This is a genomic window from Pseudomonas sp. Pseusp97, assembly GCF_047304025.1.
Taxonomy (GTDB): Bacteria; Pseudomonadota; Gammaproteobacteria; order Pseudomonadales; family Pseudomonadaceae; genus Pseudomonas.
The window spans coordinates 1-14950 of the sequence record NZ_JBGLYK010000146.1 but is presented as its reverse complement, the minus strand read 5'-3'; the positions used below and the strand labels follow the sequence as shown (position 1 = coordinate 14950).

The following is a 14950-nucleotide window of genomic DNA, read 5'->3' as shown; positions in this document are numbered from 1 at the left end:
GGCCAGGCGCAGCTGGATCAGGTAGGCGTGGGGCGGCAGGCCGAAGGCCTGCTTGAACGCGCGGGTCAGGCGGAAGCGGTCGCAGCCGCTGGCCTGGGCCACGTCATCCAGGCCAATGTCGGCGGTCAGGTTGGCGTGCAGGAAATCCCGCGCGCGCTGCGCCACCAGCGGCAGGTGCGCCTGCGTGGTGCCGCGCTGGCGCCAGTGCAGGTGGCGGGTCATGCCGTCGAGCAGGTCGTCGATGGCGCTTTGCCGGACGATCTTCAGGTCATGGCCATGCACGGCCTGGAAAGCGTTGTCGATGCGCCGCGCCAGTTGCGGGTCGTCGATCAGCAACTCGGGCACGGCCAGCTGGCAGTTGCCCGGCGCCTCCTCGAACAGCGTGGCGATTTCGCGCTCCAGCCAGGGCGCGTCGAGGTACAGGGTGCGGTAGGTGAAGCCGCCTTCGGTGGGCGCGTCGCCGTCATGGATGTCGCCGGGTTCGAGGAAGAACACCTTGCCGGGGGTGCTGATGTGGCGCTGGTTGCGGCTGCGGAACTGCTGCACACCCGATTCGGTGAAGCCGATCAGGTAGCTGTCGTGCCAGTGCGGGTCGTAGGCGTGGCCCTTGAAGTGCGCGCGCAGGCTCTGGATGCCGGTGTCGGCGTCCTGCAGCAGGTCGATCCAGTTGTCTTTGTGCATGGGCCGTTTTCGCCTCGCTTGCCCGGTCGGTCAGCATAGCGCGCGGGGAGAGACTGTCTGGAAGATTCGTGCAGCCGGTGATCGAGTGTCGAGAATCTTCCGCGCTGGCGATAGGATGCCCCGACGGAAAAGTCGAACTCCAGGAGGGAGCCGTTCATGGGACAGGAATACAACCTGGCATTGATCATCGCCGCAGCGCTCAGCGCCATCGCAGGGGCGCTGCATATCGGCGTGGTGCTGGTGGGGCCGCGCTGGTACCGGCTGTTCGGTGCCGGGGAAAAGCTCGCGCGGGCCGCGGAGGCGGGGCGGGTCTACCCGGCGCTGATCACCTTTGGCATCGCCTTCGTTCTGTTCGCCTGGGCCGCCTATGCGCTGTCCGGGGCCGGAGTGCTGGGCCCGCTGCCGTTGCTACGCCCGGCGCTGGTGCTGATCTCGCTGGTCTACCTGCTGCGCGGCGTGGCCGGCCCCGTCATCCTCAGGGACACCGGGCGCAGCCAGCGCTTCATCTACATCAGCTCGGCGATCTGCCTGGTGTTCGCGCTGGTACATCTGGCGGGGCTGGCGCAGGTGTGGAATCGGCTGGTGTAGCGACCTTGCCTGAAACGGAGCGCTCGTAGCGGGCGCTCCGTGCTTGGCCGGATCAGCCCGCGGCGGCCTCGAAACTGTCGCTGCGCGCCATGCGCCAGATGCGCTCGTAGAACTCCCCCTCGATGTTGCCCGACAGCAGTTCGCCGGGTTTGAGGAAGTAGTGCAGGTGCGAGAACAGGCGGATCTCGGTGGCCGAGACGCGGCGCACCAGATGCTTGGCTTCCAGCTGCGACGGATGCTGGATGCCGGCGGCGGCGATCATCTCGGCCAGGCCCTTGAGCGTGTTGCGGTGGAAGCTGTAGACGCGCTCGGCCTTGTCCGGCACCACCAGGGCGCGCTGGCGCAGCGGGTCCTGGGTGGCGACGCCGGTGGGGCACTTGTTGGTGTGGCAACTCTGGCTCTGGATGCAACCGATGGCGAACATGAAGCCGCGCGCCGAGTTGGCCCAGTCGGCGCCCATGGCCAGCACGCTGGCGATGTCGAAAGCACTGACGATCTTGCCGCTGGCGCCGATGCGGATCTTGTCGCGCAGCCCCAGGCCGACCAGGGTGTTGTGCACGAACAGCAGGCCCTCGCGCATCGGCAGGCCCATGTGGTCGGTGAACTCCAGGGGCGCAGCGCCGGTGCCGCCTTCCTTGCCGTCGACGACGATGAAGTCGGGGAGGATGCCGGTCTCGTGCATGGCCTTGGCGATGCCCATGAATTCCCACGGGTGGCCGATGCACAGCTTGAAGCCGACCGGCTTGCCGCCGGAGAGTTCGCGCAGCTGGACGATGAAGTCCAGCAGGCCCTTGGGCGTACTGAAGGCGCTGTGCGAGGACGGCGAGATGCAATCCTTGCCCATGGGCACGCCACGGGTGGCGGCGATTTCCTCGGTGACCTTGTGCTTGGGCAGGATGCCGCCGTGCCCCGGCTTGGCGCCCTGGCTGAGCTTGATCTCGATCATCTTTACCTGCGGATCGACCGCCTGCTTGGCGAAGCGCTCGGGGCTGAAGGTGCCGTCATCGTTGCGGCAGCCGAAGTAGCCGCTGCCCAGTTCCCAGGTCAGGTCGCCGCCGTACTCGCGATGGTAGGGGCTGATGCTGCCCTCGCCGGTGTCATGGATGAAGCCGCCGAGCTTGGCGCCCTTGTTCAGCGCACGGATAGCGTTGGCGCTGAGCGAGCCGAAGCTCATCGCCGAGATGTTGAACACCGAGATGGAGTAGGGCTGCTTGCACTCCGGGCCGCCGACGGTGACGCGGAAGGTGCACAGGTCGGCCACTGGCGCCGGGCGGATGGAATGGGCGATGAACTCGAAGCCCGACTGGTAGACATCGATCAGCGTGCCGAAGGGTTTGTCGGCGGTCTCGTTCTTCGCCCGCGAGTACACCAGGGCGCGCTGAGCGCGGGAGAAGGGCAGGGCTTCCTGGTCGCCTTCGAGCAGGTACTGGCGGATTTCCGGTCGGATGGCCTCCACCAGGTAACGGATGTTGCCCAGGATCGGGTAGTTGCGGCGCACCGCGTGGCGTTCCTGCAACAGGTCGAAGACCCCGAGGATGCTCAGGGCGAGGGTGATGAGGGTGAAGGGCCAGACCCAGTCGTGCCCGAGGAAGGGCAGGCTGAGCAGGGTGAACAGGACGCACGCGGCGAAGAAGGCATAGCGGCTGAGCAGCGACAGGTTCATGGAATCTCCAGTCGTCGGGCTTTTATCACGGTGAGGTTGGCCGAAAGGGCCGCCACAGAGCATGGCAGGCATTGCGCGAACGTGCCTGGGCGGAGGTCAATGCGGCGAAGTTTTCGGAAGTCTTTCCAGTTCTGCGGGCAACGACGGTAGCCCGAAGCAGGGAAAAAAGAAAGCTAGCTAACGATTTTCTCGGGGGCTGAGAAAGGTTGTTTCTGACGGAGCAAGAAAGGCGGCATGGGGGCCCGGGCTGTTCGCGAGCAAGCTCGCTCCTACCGGTGTTGCTCCGGTGTGCTCTTCGTAGGAGCGAGCTTGCTCGCGAATCCGCATTCAGACGGACTAACAGGCAATCACATTGACTGCCAGCCCGCCCTTCGCAGTCTCCTTGTACTTGTCCATCATGTCCCGGCCGGTATCGCGCAGGGTGTCGATGGCCTTGTCGAGGCTGACCAGGTGCTGGCCGTCGCCGCGCAGGGCGAGCTGGGCGGCGTTAATGGCCTTGAGCGAGGCCATGGCATTGCGTTCGATGCAGGGCACCTGCACCAGCCCGGCCACCGGGTCGCAGGTCAGGCCGAGGTTGTGTTCCAGGCCGATCTCGGCGGCGTTCTCCACCTGCTCCAGGCTGCCGCCCAGGACCTCCGCCAGCCCGCCGGCGGCCATGGCGCAGGCCGAGCCCACTTCACCCTGGCAGCCGACCTCGGCGCCGGAAATGGAGGCATTGAGCTTGCACAGGATGCCGATGGCGGCGGCCGTCAGCAGGTAGCGCTCGATGCCTTCGACATTGGCGTTGCTGTCGTAGCGCGCATAGTAATGCAGCACAGCGGGGACTATGCCGGCCGCGCCATTCGTGGGCGCGGTCACCACACGACCGCCGGCGGCGTTCTCCTCGTTCACTGCCAGCGCCCACAGGTCCACCCAGTCCAGCGCGCCCAGGGTGGTGGCGATCAGGTTGCCGCTGTCCGCCTCGTTCAACCGGCGGAACAGCATGGGCGCGCGGCGCCGTACCTTGAGGCCGCCGGGCAGCGTGCCTTCGGTTTCCAGGCCGCGGCTCACGCAGGCCTGCATTTCATTCCAGATATGCGCAAGGCCGGCGCGGATTTCCTCGTCGCTGCGCAGTGCGCGTTCGTTGGCCCACATCAGGTCGCTGATGCGTTGGAAACCGTGCTCATGGCACAGGCGCAGCAGCTCCTCGGCGCTGTGGAAGGGGTAGGGCATGGGGCTGTCCGGCAAGGCGCGGTCAGTGTTGAAGTCCGCCGCATCCACCACGAAGCCGCCGCCGACCGAATAACAGATGCGCTCGGCCAGCAGCTCGCCGTGCTCGTCCAGCGCCCGCAGCTGCAGGCCGTTGGGGTGGGCGGGCAGGCTGTCGTCGTGGAAGACCAGTTGGCGCGCCGGGTCGAAGTCGATCTCCTGCAGGCCGCCCAGGCGCAGGCGATGACGCAGCAGGATGTCGTCCACCTGCGGAGCGAGGGCGGCAGGGTCGGCTTCGGCCGGGTCGATGCCGAGCAGGCCGATCAGGCAGGCGCGGTCGGTAGCGTGGCCCTTGCCGGTGGCGCTGAGGGAGCCGTAGAGATGCACTTCCACAGCGGCGGTGCGCGGCAGCAGATCGGCGTCGCGCAGGCGGTCGACGAACTCACGGGTGGCGCGCATCGGGCCCACGGTGTGGGAACTGGAGGGCCCGACGCCGGGCTTGAACATGTCGAAGACGCTGAGACTCATGGGAAATTCCTCCTGCCCCAAGCATGGACCCGCCTGGCCACGAATGCTCGGCGGCCGCTCGGCGGCTGGGGTTTTTCGTAGGAGCGAGCTTGCTCGCGAACCGACTCACGGCGAAGTCGGCTGGGAATTCTGTTCGCGAGCAAGATCGCTCCTACAGGGTAAAGTCGGCGTAAAGGGTGGCCTATCGCGGACGGAGTCCGCTCTTACGATGCGGGAGGCGCCGCTCTTGTAGGAGCGGATTCATCCGCGATGGCTCGATGCGGGCACCGAGATCGGCGGTGTTACCCCTGCGCCTGCAAAAACAGCGAAAACAATTCCGACTGCGACTTGATCCCGAGCTTGGCGTACATGTGCTTGCGGTGGACTTTCACCGTTTCGGCGGAGATGGCGAGCTTGCGGGCAATTTCCTTGCTCGAGCAACCGCTGAGCATCAAGCGGCCGACTTCCAGTTCGCGGGCGGTGAGCGGGGTTTCCATCTGCTGGGCGGTGGACTCCAGGCGGTTCTGCCAGCGCGGCGGCGGGGGCGCTTCCTGTACTTCGCGCTCGAAGGCCATGCGCTGGCGCATCAGGCCGGCGACCCAGGGCTGCACCAGGGCGAGCAGGGCGATCTGCTCCGGGGTGAAGCGGCCCTTGCTGCCCAGCGAGCAGCAGAGGGTGCGTTCGGCGTCGAGCTGCACGTTGATCTGCACTTCATCAGCGACCACGTTGAGGCTGAAGTAGCGCTGGTAGTAGTCGGTCTGCTCGAACATCTCCGGCGCCACGTCGTCCAGGCGCAGCAGCCCGCTGCCTGGCGCCTCGCGGCTGGCGATATAGAACGGGTCGAGCAGGTAGAGGCCCTTGAGGTAGTCCTGGAACAGCGGATCGGGGCCGCCGTCCTCGCCCGGGCATTCGGCGAATACCTGGGGCCGGCCATCGCTGAAGAGCAGCACGACCCAGCTGTCGAAGGGTACATACTGGCTCAGCAGGCGCACCAGCGAGGTCCAGAAATTCGGCTTGTCCAACGCCTCGATCAGCTGCCCGACCGAGCGGTGCCAGGCGATATCCTGAAGGGAAAGGCTCATCACTCTACCCCCGATGGGTTACCACGCGGGCGTAATTACCCGGTGATGGCACGCCCGGCATACTCGATGAATGCCTTGAGCCGGCGCGGTGCGCATTCTGACCCTTTTGCTGCGCCCGGTCACCGCAAAGACAAGAATCCGAGGAAGCCCATGAAAGTAGAACTCGTCCAACTCGCCGGCCGTGACGGCGACGTGGCCTGGAACCTGGCCCGCACCCTGGAGGCCATCCACGCCTGCGCCGACGACACCCAACTGGTGGTGTTCCCCGAGACCCAGCTGACCGGCTTCCCCACCGAACAGAACATCGCTGCCATCGCCGAGCCGGTCGACGGCCCCAGTGTGCAGGCCGTGCAGCGTGCTGCGCGGGAGAAGAACATCGCCGTCGCGGTGGGCTTCGCCGAAGCCGCTGACGGCCGCTTCTACAACACCACGCTGCTGATCACCCCCGAAGGCATCGCCCTGAAGTACCGCAAGACGCATCTGTGGGCCTCGGACCGCGGCATCTTCACCCCCGGCGACCGCTACGCCACCTGCCTGTGGAACGGCATCCGCGTCGGCATCGTGATCTGCTTCGACATCGAGTTCCCCGAGTCCGCGCGCGCCCTGGGCCAGCTCGGCGCCGAGCTGATCATCGTGACCAACGGCAACATGGACCCCTATGGCCCTACCCATCGCACCGCGATCATGGGCCGCGCCATGGAAAACCAGGCCTACGCCGTGATGGTCAACCGCGTCGGCGCGGGCGATGACGACCTGGTGTTCGCCGGTGGCAGCGCCGTGGTCGATCCCTACGGCCAACTGATAGTCGAAGCCGGCCGCGAAGAGTGCCGGCAGATCGTCGAGCTGGACTTCGAGCGCCTGGCGCAATCGCGCCGCGACTACAGCTACCTGGCCGAGCGCCGCTTCGTGCTGCCCGGCGAGATGCGCGAGCACCAAGGTGGCCTGCGCGAGCTGATCATTCCCGCCTGAGTTTCCTGTCCGGCCCTCTGCAACCGGGCCGGGGCGCAGGGCCGCGCCGACAAGGCGTTATTCCACTATCGACGGGCGACGAGAGCGCCCGCGAGGCCTGCGGGTGAGCGCCGGCCAGCAACTTTGCACTGCCATAACAAACACAACGCGGAGTAAGCAGTAATGGCTCGACTGAAACGAACCCTGACGCTGGGTTCGGTGGTGCTGTTCGGCATCGCCTACATGACCCCGATCATCGTCCTCGGCACCTTCGGCATCCTCGCCGACGTCACCCGCGGCGTAGTCCCCTCGGCCTACCTCGTCGCCTCCGTGGCCATGCTCTTCACCGCGCTCAGTTACGGGCGCATGGCGGCTGCCTTCCCGGTGGCGGGCTCCGCCTACACCTATGTACGCAAGTCGATCAGTCCCAAGCTGGGCTTCCTCGCCGGCTGGGCGGTGCTGCTGGACTACCTGTTCCTGCCCATGGCCATCTGGCTGATCGGCGCGGCCTATCTGCATTCCGCCTTCCCGGCCGTGCCCCAGGCGCTCTGGGTGCTGGCATTCATCGGCGTGACCACCGCGATCAACGTGGTCGGCCTGCGCCTGGCGAAGAACATCAATGGCGTGCTGATGCTGGTGCAATTCCTCGTGCTGATCGCCTTCGTCGGCCTGGCCATCCACTACGTGATGGGCGATGGCAGCCGCCCGCTGTGGAGCCTGGAACCCTTCCTCAAGGAAGGCACCCAGCTGCCGCTGATCATGGGCGGCGCGGCCATCGCCTGCTATTCGTTCCTGGGCTTCGACGCCGTCAGCACCCTGACGGAAGAAACCCATGAGCCCCGCAAGACCATTCCGCGCGCCATCCTGCTGATCACCCTGATCGGTGGCGGAATCTTCATCGCCGCCAGCTATTTCGTACAACTGGCGCACCCATCGGTGGAATTCCAGAACGCCGATTCCGCCGCCTACGAAATTGCCCGCAACATCGGCGGCGACCTGTTCGTCAGCTTCTTCCTGATCGGCCTGATCGTCGGCCAGTTCACTTCCGGCCTGTCGGCCCAGGCCAGCGCCTCGCGCCTGTTGTTCGCCATGGGCCGCGACGGTGTGCTGCCGCGCCCGTTCTTCGGGCGCATCAGCAAGCGCTTCGAAACCCCGGTGAACAGCATCGTGCTCTGCGGCGTAGTGGCCCTGCTGGCGTTGCACATGGACGTCACCACCTCCACCTCGTTCATCAACTTCGGCGCCTTCCTGGCCTTCAGCCTGGTGAACCTCTCGGTGATCTTCCACTACTACCTGAACGCCGAGCGCCGCGGTCCGCGCGAGCTGGTGCTGTTCCTGCTGTTCCCGCTGATCGGCCTGCTCGCTGACCTGTGGCTGATGGTCAGCCTCGACCATCTGGCGATCTGGCTTGGCGCCACCTGGCTGGTGCTTGGCGTGGTCTACCTGGCGGTGATCACCGGGGGCTTCCGCCAGCAACCGCCGGAAATGCACTTCGAGGAGGCGTAAGCTCCGCTCGGGGCTATGCTGGGGACTCCGAGCCGTGATGCCCGAGGAGATCCCGCCATGCCCCGACTCACCCTCTACCATTCGCCCCAGACTCGTTCCAGCGGCACCCTGGTGCTGCTCGAAGAACTGGGCGCTGAGTACGACCTCGAACTGATCAACATGAAGGCCGGCGAGCAACGCACGCCGGCCTACCTGGCCATCAACCCGCTGGGCAAGGTCCCGGCGATCCGCCTCGGCGAGTCGCTGGTCACCGAGCAGGGCGCCATCTTCATCTACCTGGCCGACCTGTTCCCCCGGGCGAATCTCGCCCCCGCTCTGGACGACCCTTTGCGCGGCCCCTACCTGCGCTGGCTGGTGTTCTATGGTTCGAGCTTCGAGCCGGCCATCGTCGACCGCGCCCTGAAACGTGATCCCGCCCCGCAGGCCATGAGCCCCTACGGCGATTACGACAGTGTGATGCGCGCCCTCGCCGAGCAGCTGGAAACCGGTCCGTATCTGCTGGGCAGCCGCATGACTGCCGCCGACGTGTTGTGGGGAGCGGCCCTGCGCTGGACCATCGGCTTCGGCGTGGTGCCCAAGCTGCCGGTGTTCGAGCGCTATGTGGAACTGGTGACCGCACGCCCCGCGTTCCAACGGGTATGGAAGCGCGATGTGCAGTGGGCGGAAGAGCACGCCCGAGCGGCGGAAGCGAAAAAAGCGCCCTGAGATCTGGAGAAGGCTGGGCCACAGCCATAGGCGAATTCCACCGAGCCGTGGTGATCAGACGGTGTTTTGCGGAATCGGTCTCAGGCTTTGTGGGAAAGTTCTTTTTTCCGTGTGGCCTTATTTTCCGCCGCAGCGCGCTGGTCAATGATTGCCCCAACGCCGCGTCACCCCATCGCACGGCGTCGCTGGAACCATTAGAACCCAAGGTGTTGACCGGTTATGTCCCCTGGGCCCATCCGCAAGGATGGGCCTTTTTTATGGGCAACCGATTTGCCCTCGAGCGGCAGTCGGCGCGCTTGCCGGGGCTGGCAACTTCAGTTGTCGGGGAAAGGAGATGAAGGCCCGGTCAGCCCTTCGCCGCGCTGACACCTTCCAGGGTGGCGAAGGACGTGTCCTTCGCGGTCAGCAGGAAATCGCGCATGAACGGCGCATCCAGCATGTCGGCGCGGATGGCGGCGAACAGAGTGCAATACAGGCCTTTCTCGCCCAGGCGCTTGGCGGTCACGTAACCCCGCGAGCTGTACTCGTGCAGCGCCCAGTTGGGCAGGCTGCAGACGCCGCGCCCGGATGCCACCAGCTGCATCATCATCACCGTCAGCTCCGAGGTACGCACCTGCGCCGGTTCGACGTCGGCGGGCTCGAGGAAGCGGGTGAAAATATCCAGGCGATCACGCTCGATGGGGTAGGTGATCAGCGTCAGGTTGGCCAGGTCTTCCGGGACGATGAAGGACTTGCCGGCCAGGGCGTGGTGATTGTCCACCGCCAGCAGCGCCTCGTAGGTGAACAACGGCACGTAGGTAATGCCGGCGATGTCCACCGGGTCGGACGTCACCACCAGGTCCAGGTCGCCACGGGCCAGCGCTGGCAGCGGGGCGAAGGAGAAGCCGGAGGCCAGGTCCAGTTCCACTTCCGGCCAGGCGTCGCGGAACTGGTCGATGGTCGGCATCAGCCATTGGAAGCAACTGTGGCACTCGATGGCCATGTGCAGGCGGCCGGCGGTACCACCGGCCAGGCGCGCCAGGTCGCGCTCGGCGCCGCGCAGCTGCGGCAGTACGGCGTCGGCCAACTGCAGCAGGCGCAGGCCGGCGCTGGTGAAGCGCACCGGCTTGGTCTTGCGGATGAACAGCGACAGGCCGAGGCGCTCCTCCAGTTCCTTGAACTGGTGGGACAGGGCGGACTGCGTCAGGTGCAGGCGCTCGGCGGCCTCCACCAGGCTGTCGGCTTCGCGCAGGGCATGCAGGGTTTTCAGATGACGGAGTTCAAGCATGGCGCGGCCTCGCCTCACTATGAGGAAATCTTGATGAAACGGCGGAAAAATTGAGCTTCTCTCATGATAAGCCGCCTGCTGGCGCTTCACCAGCAGGGTTTCGCCTCCCGTTTCACCAGCTCAGGTAGAACATGCCCTTGGCCAGCAGGACGATCAGGACCACATGGGCGAACACGCTGTAGTGGATGCGCCGGGAGCGCTGGCCGGTCATGCGGCCGACGCGGAAGGAATGCATGGCGAAGATGAAGTGCCCCAGGACGCTGGTGGCCAGCAGCAGTTTGACGCTGAGCAGCGTGGCGAAGGGCGACGCCAGCGGATCGACCAGCAGCGGTGCGTAACGCAGGTGCAGCATGCCCAGGCCGCTGCCGAACAGGGTCAGGATCACCCAGGGCATCACCCGGCGCAGGCGACGGCCCAGCGCGCCTTCGACCATTTTCATCGCCCGTGCCGGCACATGCCGGTGGATGCTTTCCAGAATCAGCACTTCGAAGAACACAGTGCCGACGAACAGGATCGCGGCAAACAGGTGCAGCACCAGCAGGGTCGGGTAGGCCATGGCGAAACTTCCGAGCGGGGGTTTCCTATGTTCGCCAGTGCGAGGGGCGACCACCCTTGATCCGGATCAGGGGAAGGGCCGTCGGTGACCGCTCGGCGCCTTTCATCAAACTGTCACGGACATGTGGCAGAGCGAGCGACGGAAATTCATCAGAATCTCGCTCAACTGGGGTTCTGCGTTCCGGATTTTCACTCATGCGTGCTTTTCTGCTGGCAGTCGCTCTTTTCTGCGGCCTGTCCTCTCTCTCTATTGTTGCCAATCAGGCCGTCGCCGCGGATCGCTGCGATGCGCGGGTGCCGACCGAACTGGTCGACCTGGGCGACGTACGCCTGGCCTACCAGAGCATCGGCCGCCCGCAGGACCCGACGCTGCTGCTGGTCATGGGCCTGGGCGGCCAGTTGATCCACTGGCCGGACGAAGTGGTCGAGGCGCTCTGCCAGCAGGGCTTCCGGGTGATCCGCTACGACAACCGCGATGTCGGCCTGTCTTCCTGGCGTGTTCCTACGCCCAGCGGCAATCTGACCTACGAAGTGATTCGCTATCGCCTCGGCCTGCCTGTCAGTGCGCCCTACAGCCTGACCGACATGGCCGGCGATGCGCTGCGTCTGCTGGATGCATTGCACGTCGAGCGCGCCCACGTGCTCGGCGCGAGCATGGGCGGGATGATCGCCCAGCACGTGGCAGACATGGCGCCCGACCGTGTGATCAGCCTGACGCTGGTGATGACCAGTTCAGGCGCCGAAGGCCTGCCGGCCCCCAGCGAATCGCTGCTGCGCCTGCTCGCCCGACGCGAAGCGGCCAGCCGCGAACAGGCCATCGAGCAACAGGCCGACCTGCTGGCCGCCCTCGGCAGCCCGGAGGTGCGTGATGATCGTCAGCAATTGCTGCAGCAGGCGGCGCGCTCCTACGACCGTGCCTTCAACCCCGAAGGCGTGCAGCGGCAGATGCTGGCGATCCTCGCCGAGCCGAGTCGGGTGGAACTGCTCAACCGCCTGAACGTGCCGACCCTGGTGGTCCACGGCACTGCCGACCCGCTGCTGCCGGTGATGCACGGCGTGCACGTAGCCGCGCATATCCGTGGTTCGGTACTCAAGCTGATCCCCGGCATGGCACACCGCTTCCAGGAAGACTTCAAGGAACCGCTGCTTGGCGCGGTGCTGCCCTACCTGCGCGAGCATCAGGGCGGCGGGCACGTCGCGCAGCTCTGATACGCAGCGTCAGCGCCTCAGTGCAGTCGCACCCAGACGAATACCAGCAGCGAAGCCGACACCAGCCAGGCCAGCGCGGCCATCGCCAGCGACAGTTCCAGGCGCATGCGATCCACCATCAGGTAGAGCGCGGCGAGGTAAACGAAGTAGGGGATGATCGACCACATGCCGAACAGGATGGTGGTCTTCAGGTCGTCCAGCGAACGGCTCTTGCCGACGATGTAGTGGGCGATCAGGGCGAAGGTGGGGAACAGCGGCACCAGGCCGGCGATGTAGTAATTGCGCGTCTTCGACAGCGCGGCGAGGATCAGCACCACGCCGGCGCCGATGGTTGCCTTGAGGATCAGGTCCACGTCGTTCTCTATACGGCGACGCCACCGGGGCGGTGGCGTCGGGGATTATCCGTGAGAGTGGCTCTGCGCTCCAATGCGACGTTCAGGCAACCTGCGTACTCGGCTCCAGCGGGCTTTCGCTGCTGAGGAACTGCTCCAGGCGCTCGCGCTGCCGGGCGTTGAGGAACAGGCCGAGCTTGGTGCGGCGCCAGAGGATGTCGTCGGCGTCGCGCGCCCACTCTTCGCGCACCAGGTATTCCACTTCCCGCGCATAGAGCCCGGCGCCCAGGTGTTCGCCCAGTTCGCTGAGGTTGTGCGCGCCGTCCAGCAGCTTCCAGATGCGGCTGCCGTAGGTGCCGGCCCAGCGACGGGCGAGGGCCGGGTCGAGCTGGCGCAGGCGGTCCATGAGTTGGATGGCCAGGTCTTCCACCGTGGTCATGGCCTCGCCGCCGGGTAGCGCGGCGCTGGCGGTCCAGCTGGGTTTCATGACACCGGTGAAGTGCGGCGCCAGTTGTTCCATTGCAGCTTCGGCGAGCTTGCGGTAGGTGGTCAGCTTGCCACCGAACACCGACAGCAGTGGCGCTTCGCCGGGAGTGTTGTCCAGCGCCAGGGTGTAGTCGCGGGTCACGGCCGAAGGGTCGTCGGATTCGTCATCGCACAGCGGGCGCACGCCGGAGAAGCTGCGCAGGATGTCCGGGCGGCCCAGCTGGCGCTTGAAGTGGGCGTTGACCACGTTGAGCAGGTAGTCGGTCTCTTCTTCGCTGATGCCGACCTTCGCCGGGTCGCCCTGGTATTCGCGGTCGGTGGTGCCGATCAGGGTGAACTGGCGCAGGTAGGGGATGGCGAAGACGATGCGCCGGTCCTCGTTCTGCAGGATATACGCGTGTTCACCGTCGTACAGGCGCGGCACGATCAGGTGGCTGCCCTGGATCAGGCGGATGCCGTAGGGCGGCTTCTGCCGCAGTTCGTCGCGCAGGAAGCGGTCGACCCAGGGACCGGCGGCATTGACCAGCGCGCGGGCGCGCACCGAGTACAGGCTGCCGTCGCTGCGCTCCAGGTGCAGGTGCCACAGGCCCTTGCTGCGGCGGGCGCTGACGCAACGGGTGCGCGGGTGCACATGCCCGCCATTCTCGCGGGCGGCCATGGCGTTGAGCACTACCAGGCGGGCATCGTCCACCCAGCAGTCGGAGTATTCGAAGCCGCGGGTGATCTCGGCCTTCAGGGGGCTGTCCAGACCGAAGCGCAGGCCACGGGAGGCCGGCAGCTTCTCGCGCTTGCCCAGGTGGTCATAGAGGAACAGTCCGGCGCGGATCATCCAGGCCGGGCGCAGGTGCGGACGGTGCGGCAGGACGAAGCGCAGCGGGTGGACGATGTGCGGCGCCTTGGCCAGCAGTACTTCGCGCTCGGCGAGGGCTTCGCGGACCAGGCGGAATTCGTAGTGCTCCAGGTAGCGCAGGCCGCCGTGGATCAGCTTGCTGCTGGCCGAGGAGGTATGGCTGGCGAGGTCGTGCTGTTCGCAAAGGAACACCGACAGCCCACGCCCGGCGGCGTCCGCCGCGATACCTGCGCCATTGATGCCGCCACCGACGACGGCCAGGTCATAGACTTCTGCCAGGGGCGCGTGGCGCTTGCCGGTTGGGTTCATGGGGGCCGCCTTGGGATTGAAAGTGAATCTTTGTATGTTCGTTTTCGAAAATATCCTAGTTCAGTGAATGAAACATGACCAGCCTTGAGCGCGAATTCGCGCAGGCGTTCGTCTGAATGTTCGAAAATGAAGGTGATTGGCGGCTGTCAGACCAGTTCGAGCTGCACCTTGTGCTGGTGCATCAGGCGCGCCACGGCGGCAGGCGGTGGGCTGTCGGTGAACACCCGGCTGACCAGCGAGATCGGCCCCAGGCGCACCACGGCATTGCGCCCGAACTTGCTGGAGTCGGCGGCGAGGAACACCTGCCGTGCGTTGTCGATGAGGGCGCGGGAGACGCGGACTTCCTGGTAGTCGAAGTCCAGCAGGCTGCCGTCCTCGTCGATGCCGCTGATGCCGACCACGGCGAAGTCGACGCGGAACTGCTCGATGAAGTCCACCGCCGCCTGCCCGACCACGCCGCCGTCGCCGCGCACCGTGCCGCCGGCGATCAGCACTTCGAAGTCGTCCTTGCCGGCGAGGATGCTGGCGACGTGCAGGTTGTTGGTGATGACCTTGAGGTTCTTGTGAGCGAGCAGGGCGCGGGCGATGGCTTCGGTGGTGGTACCGATGTTGATGAACAGCGAGGCGTTGTCCGGAATATGCGCGGCGATGGCTTCGGCGATGCGCTGCTTCTCGTCGCGCATCTGGTCGGCGCGGGTGTTGTAGGCGGTGTTCTCGATGCTCGAGTCCCAGGCCGCGCCGCCGTGGTAGCGGCGCAGCAGGTTCTGTTCGGCGAGCTGGTTGATATCGCGGCGAATGGTCTGCGGAGTCACGGCGAACTGCTGGGCGAGTTCCTCGATGCTCAGGTAGCCACGTTCGCGGACCAGGTCGAGGATGCTTTGCTGTCGGGGTGGCAGGTTCATGCGCGGTGCTCGTGTGGACGGGCCGGGAGGGAGAAGAATGCCGGAGTGGGGCGGTGCTGTCATGCGGTGCGGGGTGTACCTGTAGGAGCGAGCTTGCTCGCGAACCGCCTGATGCCGAGGTGCCAAGCGGGGTTCGCGAGCAAGCTCGCTCCTACGAAAAGCGCAGTGGTGT

General features: G+C 65.9%; 14 protein-coding genes. 5 read left to right on the top strand and 9 right to left on the bottom strand.

The window, feature by feature from the left end:
• Positions 1-681 (bottom strand): AraC family ligand binding domain-containing protein (locus ACCC94_RS20675; protein WP_413351396.1); only part of this gene is annotated, 681 nt, incomplete at its 3' end.
• A 156-nt stretch (positions 682-837) separates the two neighbouring features.
• Between ACCC94_RS20675 and ACCC94_RS20670 the strand changes: the two genes are divergently transcribed.
• Positions 838-1269 (top strand): hypothetical protein, encoded by a 432-nt coding sequence (locus ACCC94_RS20670; RefSeq protein ID WP_413351394.1) that lies wholly within the window; start codon positions 838-840, stop codon positions 1267-1269.
• Between the two features lie 52 nt (positions 1270-1321).
• Here the strand turns inward: ACCC94_RS20670 and ACCC94_RS20665 are convergent, their stop codons facing one another.
• The 3 genes from ACCC94_RS20665 to ACCC94_RS20655 form a co-directional block, all read right to left on the bottom strand.
• Entirely contained in the window at positions 1322-2932 is a 1611-nt protein-coding gene (locus tag ACCC94_RS20665; protein ID WP_413351393.1) for an FMN-binding glutamate synthase family protein, read from the bottom strand.
• A 336-nt stretch (positions 2933-3268) separates the two neighbouring features.
• Positions 3269-4648, bottom strand: a complete 1380-nt coding sequence (locus ACCC94_RS20660; RefSeq protein ID WP_413351392.1) for an L-serine ammonia-lyase — start codon at positions 4646-4648, stop codon at positions 3269-3271.
• Positions 4649-4929: 281 nt separating this feature from the next.
• Positions 4930-5709: a response regulator transcription factor gene (locus tag ACCC94_RS20655; protein WP_413351391.1), complete on the bottom strand. Its 780-nt coding sequence runs from the start codon at positions 5707-5709 to the stop codon at positions 4930-4932.
• A 150-nt stretch (positions 5710-5859) separates the two neighbouring features.
• On the opposite strand from ACCC94_RS20655, the gene ACCC94_RS20650 reads away from it, so the two are divergent.
• The 3 genes from ACCC94_RS20650 (at position 5860) to ACCC94_RS20640 (ending at position 8868) form a co-directional block, all read left to right on the top strand.
• Positions 5860-6678 (top strand): carbon-nitrogen hydrolase family protein, encoded by an 819-nt coding sequence (locus ACCC94_RS20650; protein ID WP_413351390.1) that lies wholly within the window; start codon positions 5860-5862, stop codon positions 6676-6678.
• Between the two features lie 162 nt (positions 6679-6840).
• Complete coding sequence (locus ACCC94_RS20645) at positions 6841-8163, top strand: APC family permease (protein WP_413351389.1); 1323 nt, start codon at positions 6841-6843, stop codon at positions 8161-8163.
• Between the two features lie 57 nt (positions 8164-8220).
• Positions 8221-8868 (top strand): glutathione S-transferase family protein, encoded by a 648-nt coding sequence (locus ACCC94_RS20640; protein ID WP_413351388.1) that lies wholly within the window; start codon positions 8221-8223, stop codon positions 8866-8868.
• A 346-nt stretch (positions 8869-9214) separates the two neighbouring features.
• On the opposite strand, the gene metR is transcribed toward ACCC94_RS20640, so the two are convergent.
• Entirely contained in the window at positions 9215-10135 is a 921-nt protein-coding gene (gene metR, locus ACCC94_RS20635; RefSeq protein WP_024765378.1) for a transcriptional regulator MetR, read from the bottom strand.
• Positions 10136-10247: 112 nt separating this feature from the next.
• Positions 10248-10691: a CopD family copper resistance protein gene (locus ACCC94_RS20630; RefSeq protein ID WP_413351387.1), complete on the bottom strand. Its 444-nt coding sequence runs from the start codon at positions 10689-10691 to the stop codon at positions 10248-10250.
• 194 nt (positions 10692-10885) lie between these two features.
• On the opposite strand from ACCC94_RS20630, the gene ACCC94_RS20625 reads away from it, so the two are divergent.
• Positions 10886-11899, top strand: coding sequence for an alpha/beta fold hydrolase (locus tag ACCC94_RS20625; RefSeq protein ID WP_413351386.1), 1014 nt, complete (start codon positions 10886-10888; stop codon positions 11897-11899).
• A gap of 17 nt (positions 11900-11916) precedes the next feature.
• Here ACCC94_RS20625 and ACCC94_RS20620 read toward each other — a convergent pair whose 3' ends face one another.
• The 3 genes from ACCC94_RS20620 to ACCC94_RS20610 form a co-directional block, all read right to left on the bottom strand.
• Entirely contained in the window at positions 11917-12243 is a 327-nt protein-coding gene (locus tag ACCC94_RS20620) for a GlpM family protein (protein ID WP_413351397.1), read from the bottom strand.
• A 91-nt stretch (positions 12244-12334) separates the two neighbouring features.
• Positions 12335-13876, bottom strand: coding sequence for a glycerol-3-phosphate dehydrogenase (gene glpD / locus ACCC94_RS20615; protein WP_413351385.1), 1542 nt, complete (start codon positions 13874-13876; stop codon positions 12335-12337).
• 146 nt (positions 13877-14022) lie between these two features.
• Entirely contained in the window at positions 14023-14778 is a 756-nt protein-coding gene (locus ACCC94_RS20610; protein WP_413351384.1) for a DeoR/GlpR family transcriptional regulator, read from the bottom strand.
• Positions 14779-14950 lie beyond the last annotated feature (172 nt).

Coding starts and splice junctions, on each gene's coding strand:
- ACCC94_RS20670 (WP_413351394.1), top strand. CDS start 838: ATGGGACAGGAATACAACCTGGCATTGATCATCGCCGCAGCGCTCAGC.
- ACCC94_RS20625 (WP_413351386.1), top strand. CDS start 10,886: ATGCGTGCTTTTCTGCTGGCAGTCGCTCTTTTCTGCGGCCTGTCCTCT.
- ACCC94_RS20665 (WP_413351393.1), bottom strand. CDS start 2,932: ATGAACCTGTCGCTGCTCAGCCGCTATGCCTTCTTCGCCGCGTGCGTC.
- ACCC94_RS20650 (WP_413351390.1), top strand. CDS start 5,860: ATGAAAGTAGAACTCGTCCAACTCGCCGGCCGTGACGGCGACGTGGCC.
- ACCC94_RS20655 (WP_413351391.1), bottom strand. CDS start 5,709: ATGAGCCTTTCCCTTCAGGATATCGCCTGGCACCGCTCGGTCGGGCAG.
- ACCC94_RS20640 (WP_413351388.1), top strand. CDS start 8,221: ATGCCCCGACTCACCCTCTACCATTCGCCCCAGACTCGTTCCAGCGGC.
- ACCC94_RS20610 (WP_413351384.1), bottom strand. CDS start 14,778: ATGAACCTGCCACCCCGACAGCAAAGCATCCTCGACCTGGTCCGCGAA.
- metR (WP_024765378.1), bottom strand. CDS start 10,135: ATGCTTGAACTCCGTCATCTGAAAACCCTGCATGCCCTGCGCGAAGCC.
- ACCC94_RS20645 (WP_413351389.1), top strand. CDS start 6,841: ATGGCTCGACTGAAACGAACCCTGACGCTGGGTTCGGTGGTGCTGTTC.
- ACCC94_RS20630 (WP_413351387.1), bottom strand. CDS start 10,691: ATGGCCTACCCGACCCTGCTGGTGCTGCACCTGTTTGCCGCGATCCTG.
- glpD (WP_413351385.1), bottom strand. CDS start 13,876: ATGAACCCAACCGGCAAGCGCCACGCGCCCCTGGCAGAAGTCTATGAC.
- ACCC94_RS20660 (WP_413351392.1), bottom strand. CDS start 4,648: ATGAGTCTCAGCGTCTTCGACATGTTCAAGCCCGGCGTCGGGCCCTCC.